The organism is Cobetia sp. QF-1, assembly GCF_002213105.1.
Lineage (GTDB): Bacteria > Pseudomonadota > Gammaproteobacteria > Pseudomonadales > Halomonadaceae > Cobetia > Cobetia crustatorum.
In genome coordinates, this window is the sequence record NZ_NBVS01000019.1 from 1 (window position 1) to 5,155 (window position 5,155).

At 49.1% G+C, this 5,155-nt stretch carries 5 protein-coding genes and 2 pseudogenes; 3 read left to right on the plus strand and 4 right to left on the minus strand.

Annotation, left to right across the window (positions count from 1 at the left end; genetic code table 11):
* Positions 1 to 106, plus strand: a pseudogene (locus tag CFN46_RS17505) (IS5/IS1182 family transposase); the annotation flags it as partial.
* A 263-nt stretch (positions 107 to 369) separates the two neighbouring features.
* Here the strand turns inward: CFN46_RS17505 and CFN46_RS17895 are convergent.
* On the minus strand, positions 370 to 603 hold the full coding sequence (locus CFN46_RS17895; protein ID WP_088744274.1) for an HNH endonuclease: 234 nt from the start codon (positions 601 to 603) through the stop codon (positions 370 to 372).
* Positions 604 to 760: 157 nt separating this feature from the next.
* Between CFN46_RS17895 and CFN46_RS17265 the strand changes: the two are divergent.
* Positions 761 to 1,064 (plus strand): annotated as a pseudogene (locus tag CFN46_RS17265) (IS30 family transposase); the annotation flags it as partial.
* A gap of 165 nt (positions 1,065 to 1,229) precedes the next feature.
* Here CFN46_RS17265 and CFN46_RS17270 read toward each other — a convergent pair.
* Positions 1,230 to 1,508, minus strand: a complete 279-nt coding sequence (locus CFN46_RS17270; RefSeq protein ID WP_088744275.1) for a hypothetical protein — start codon at positions 1,506 to 1,508, stop codon at positions 1,230 to 1,232.
* A gap of 1 nt (position 1,509) precedes the next feature.
* Positions 1,510 to 3,381, minus strand: a complete 1,872-nt coding sequence (locus CFN46_RS17510) for an RHS repeat-associated core domain-containing protein (RefSeq protein WP_141103687.1) — start codon at positions 3,379 to 3,381, stop codon at positions 1,510 to 1,512.
* Between the two features lie 271 nt (positions 3,382 to 3,652).
* Here CFN46_RS17510 and CFN46_RS17280 point away from each other — a divergent pair, with 271 nt between their 5' ends.
* Complete coding sequence (locus tag CFN46_RS17280) at positions 3,653 to 4,558, plus strand: SUMF1/EgtB/PvdO family nonheme iron enzyme (protein WP_088744276.1); 906 nt, start codon at positions 3,653 to 3,655, stop codon at positions 4,556 to 4,558.
* A 42-nt stretch (positions 4,559 to 4,600) separates the two neighbouring features.
* Here the strand turns inward: CFN46_RS17280 and CFN46_RS17515 are convergent, their stop codons facing one another.
* Complete coding sequence (locus tag CFN46_RS17515) at positions 4,601 to 4,957, minus strand: hypothetical protein (RefSeq protein WP_141103688.1); 357 nt, start codon at positions 4,955 to 4,957, stop codon at positions 4,601 to 4,603.
* Positions 4,958 to 5,155 lie beyond the last annotated feature (198 nt).

The following is a 5,155-nucleotide window of genomic DNA, read 5'->3' on the forward strand; positions in this document are numbered from 1 at the left end:
TCGTATTGCGACGCGATATGAGAAGTTGGCCCGTAGCTTTTATGCGATGGTATGCGTAGCTTGCATACGCCGCTGTCTACGAGCCGACTTTTCGTACAGAACCTAGGATTCTCTATCTGTGATTCTAAATTTTTTGCGATATCATCTAAATCCTGAATCATGATCACATACTTCATACCAAGCTGCTTAGCTGTCTCTGGATCAGCGTCTGGGTCGACATCATCGACATCCCAAGTAAGAGATGTAGTTTCTTTTTCCCAAGGCCCAGGAGGCAAGTATAAAGCATCATCCTCACCTAACCCTTCCGTGCCCTTCAAAACATCAATCAATCTATACGTCTTGATACTCATTCGACTTCTCCGAAGTTAATCAACGACCGCCACCCCAGTTCTCCATCCCTCCTCGTTTACCTGGATGAAGGGTATGCTGCACATTACCACCTGCCTTATGCTGTGCTCTGGGTATAAGTTGCATCACCCCCTCCCTCTCGGGATGATGATGCCATGTTAGACCATTTTCTCCTGGATAAGGAGCTGCTCTAGAATGCGCTCCTCTAACCCCTGGCTTTACCCTCTGTACAATACCTGTATATTGGCTATTCATAGAATCAGCAAAACTTGGATCAGTTTAAAAGTGCTCATGTAACTGTCTATTTCCCTCTTGGAAGTGCGCACGATCGGTAACGCTGAGCTCTGAGGATGACATGGGCACAATACCTTATAGGGAAGCTCAGGTATTACACTCAGAATCTGCGGGCAAGCTGACATATGATAAGAAGCGAGAAATGGCCAGCATGCTCTATCACGCAAAATACTGGCGTCGCCATCTACTTCTGTGACCCTCATAGCCCTTGGCAAAGAGGCAGCAACAAGAATATCAATGGCCTGATTCGCCAGTACCTCTCCAAGGGAATGGACCTGTCACTGACCAGTCAGGAAGAGCTTGATGCCATTGCCTTCGAGCTGAATATGCGGCCTCGAAAACGCTTCGACTCAAAATGCCCTATCGAGGTGATGAATGAACAGATGGCAAAGCACAATGAAGCGCCACCCTCAATTCAATAGGGTGTTGCACTCAGAGCCTGCATCCACCCTTTGGTAGCCCCCTATAGTAGGGAAATACAGGAGGCAAGATAGCAATACTTCTTAATGTAAAGCCTCAACTAGTCGATTGAGGATTATAACAACCCAAGCATGACCATAATTCATAAAAGTTCCATTAACTATGGTCTATGCATCTTTTTCCGCATATTCTATCAACCTAAGGCAAGTTTCTTCAGGAGACGGCAGCTTACTTAAGCCATTACTCCAATCAGCAATAAAATCAGAAGCAATAAATACCTCTATAAAATATCTCGCATCAATAGAGAAGGCTTGGGTAGGTAACTCACCAGACTCAGGCTCTAAGGTTACAACAACTTCAGAGTCAGGTGAAAATGGCTCCACAGCATAAATAGTGTGATCACCATCCAGCTTTGAAAGATCGCTAACAACATCTATTAACTTCATGTCACTTCCCCCATTTAGAATAACCACCATAACCTTCAGGATGTAAGACCTTCCAGTACTTACTACCTGGGGTATGTTGTGCACGAGGCACCAGTCTCATAACACCTTCATTTAACTCATGATGCCAAGTCCAATTTGAAGGTGGTCGTCTAGGTGCTAGGCCTGTAGGTGTTCTTTCAATATTAACACCTAAATCTTGCATATTTCTTGAGAAGTTACTATATGCCTCAATATCCCTGAGAAGAGATTCATTTGCTTCTTGAAAATGACGACCACGTGAAACTCCTGGGTAGGATGTGGTTTCCAACTTCATCTCATATGCAGTTGAATAAGCATTAGCACGTGGACAATCACACTTACTCAACCCCAGCGGGTCCACCCACCCTGTCGGATTCGGCGCGTACTGATACAGGTTCTCGCCGCCCATCAAGCCGATAGGGTCTTGAGTCGTGAAGCGCCCGACTACGGGATCATAGTAGCGGAAGCGATTATAGTGAAGGCCGGTTTCTTCATCGTGGTATTGGCCCTGGAAGCGCAGCGGATTATCGGTACTGGCGAGTTCGCCGTTACCGTCTTGTGCGCGCTCGAGCTGGCCCCAGGCACGGTATTGCCCTACCCAGACGAGATTACCGTCGCTGTCTGCGACTTCCAGCGGTGTGCCGAGGTGGTCGGTCTGGAAGTAGTAAAGCTCGGCCGCTGAGGGCTGATAGCGGATATCGCCAGACTGGCCAGTGCCGGTCTGTTGTTCAATTGCCTCAAAGTGCGTTTCCAGCTTCGCAGCGGGGATGAAGCTATTGGCTTCAAACAGATAGCTCACGCGGCGCAACGGAGTAACATTCGCCAGATGGCCAAGCGTGTGTTGACGCTGTGCGATGGGCACCGAGTAGGAGCGAGACGGGTCTTCTACCTTCAGTTTGAGCAATGGCGCATAAGCCATGCCAGGCAGATGGCCTTGGTATTTCTCTTCGCTTTGTAAAAGATCGCCATCCCAGGTGAAGACGGTCAGCTCTGGGGCATTGCCCTGCTGTGTCACCTGCTTCCAGATACGACGGCCCATGCTGTCGTAGGCATAGCGCGCGTGGGTCAGAGGGGCTGCACCATCACCTGCGGCAGGCGCCTGGGCGTAACGGGTGGCCTCGACCATACGGTGCTCGGCATCGTACTGATAATGCCATGTCTGGCCATTGGGCTCGATGCGGCGTGTCAGATTGCCATAGGTGTCGTAGTGATAGTGGTTGCCAGCATAGCGTTTGAGCAGGTTGCCCATCGCGGAGGACAGCTTGGGCGCATTGGGGAAATCGACGCGTACCCGCGATTCAGGGGTGTGATCCAGGTCGTCGCGCGTGCGCTCCTGCGTCCAGCGGGTCGCTTGCGTACCGTCACGGGCCTCACTCCCCTGGCGATCCGATTCAACCAGATTACCGGCCGGATCAAACGCGAAGTGCTCTGCGCGCAGCGGCGAAACGGCTTGGCGCAAACGACCCAAGGCATCATAGCCATAACGCGTAGTGCCGCGCAGGCTGTCATCGGTGGCTGTCAGCAGACCATTGTCCGCGTACTGCCAGCGGCGTTTGATGGCAGATGTCTTGCCTTGTCCTGCCACGCCCTGTACCCCAGCGCCCCGCTGCTGCAGCTGACTGTGCTGGGCGATCAGACGCCCGACCGGATCATACTGCGACGTCGTTTCACGCCCACGCTGATGGCGGCGCACTTCACGATGCAGGTCATCGCGCTCGAAGCCGAGCAATTCTTCATTGTCCAACGCCATCGACAGCACATGACCGGAGCCATAACGCAGCCAACTGATCTGCTGACCATCCGGTAGCGTTGTGGTCTCGCGATTGCCCAGCGCATCGTGAGTATGGCGCGTCACCGCACTTAGCTGATGGCCGTTGGGCAGCTGATGCTGCTGGGATTCCGCGATCAGATTATCGGCATCATCAAAGTAGAAGCGTGTTTCGCTGTCATCATTGGCCGCGCGTATCAGCCTGCCCAGCGGGTCATACCCGAAGGTGGTGTTGAGTTACAAACGCTTTTCTGAAGAAACGCTACGCATTACGCTGAGATGATATTTGCCAGCCGACCTACACCGACAAGGCCGTTGTTCGTGGCATAATAGGGCGAAAATCATTGCTGGAGTTTTTATGAAATACGCAGTCGTTCTGACGGCCTTATCTGCCTTAGGCATGAGTGCTTGTAACTATGGCAATGCCGATGAGGGCAATCAGCACTCTATTGATACTTTGATTCAACAGACAAAAAATGCTCTCGTTCGCGTTGAAGGGGGCAGCTTTCAGATGGGAGATTTTGGTCCCATCGATCCCAACCTGACAGGTAGAAACAAAGGGTTACCTTATAGCGCGGAACAGGATAATAAGCCGTTGCACAAGGTCACACTAGATACGTTTTATATGTCACCCACTAAGGTGACATACGCAGACTATGATATTTATACCCAAGCTACGGGTAAAGAGAAGATCAATAACACTAGCAAATACGAAATGCGATTTCGTCAGGATAATGTGCCTGCTGGTGTAAACTGGCATCAAGCTAAAAAATATTGCGGTTGGCTAGCTGAGAAAACTTCATTGCCATTTACATTACCAACAGAAGCGCAGTGGGAATATGCTGCACGATCCGGCGGTCAATTTATTCCCTATGGTACTAGTACAGGCACTTTAGAGAAAGGGAAAAGCATTCCTACAAGTGAAGAAGTAAGAGATGCAACTAATGCTGGCGATTCGAGTGGCCTTGCACCTTACCCTGTTGATATGTATCCCCCTAACCCCATAGGGTTGTACCAAATGGGCGACAATGGTTACGAATGGGTATCAGATTGGTATCTGCATAATTATTACAACAACTCCCCACAAAAGAATCCCAGAGGGCCAGACGAAGGAAATGAAAAAGTAGTGAGAGGTATATCACCTGGCCAAGGCTGGGGAGGAAAGCTAACAATGGAGCGTTATCACGCGCCACCTAATATAGGCGATAAATTTCTCCAAGCAGAATTTTCTTTCCGTTGTGTCGTAAATTCTGAGATAGATTAGAGTTAATACTCGAGGGTGGCTCAGTATACCCACCCTCGATAATCAAGCCATGCTAGTTGTGTCTTCTTCAGAAAAACACATAATTTCGGTTGAATTATTGCATGGCGTATAAAATACTGGCACAACGATTTGGTCTACTTGCGTAAAGTACTCTACTACTCTATTTCTTACCATACGCCCACCTTTGGGAGCCTCCCAAGGAAGGTCATCATAAATTCTACGAAGGTCGTTATTATAATAACTAGTATATATATTTGATAATTCAGGAAACTGATCGCTTCTTTCCCCTCCACCCATATCAAGGAAATTATATACTCTTTTCTCACCATCTTTTTTACGAGATTCTTTATCTTTCGAAACTATTTCATTTATTGTAACGGAGGGGGCCACTCGCTGCATAACGCAGTCAAACTCCGCTTTAGACTGCACCCATTCAAAGACTCGAATAATCGCTCTTTCCCTGCTAGGTGTAGGGTGCCGGATGATCAAATTTCACAACGAAGCTACCCTTTGTTAGCCTCTCGTGAGCTCATCAAGCAATTTATTCAGGAAAGGCTTCATGGACATCAAGCTGCATAAGCAAGCGACGACGACACC

Excerpts from the sequence above, each read along its gene's own strand:
- CFN46_RS17280 (WP_088744276.1), top strand. The coding sequence starts at position 3,653 with ATGAAATACGCAGTCGTTCTGACGGCCTTATCTGCCTTAGGCATGAGT.
- CFN46_RS17270 (WP_088744275.1), bottom strand. The coding sequence starts at position 1,508 with ATGAAGTTAATAGATGTTGTTAGCGATCTTTCAAAGCTGGATGGTGAT.
- CFN46_RS17515 (WP_141103688.1), bottom strand. The coding sequence starts at position 4,957 with ATGCAGCGAGTGGCCCCCTCCGTTACAATAAATGAAATAGTTTCGAAA.
- CFN46_RS17895 (WP_088744274.1), bottom strand. The coding sequence starts at position 603 with ATGAATAGCCAATATACAGGTATTGTACAGAGGGTAAAGCCAGGGGTT.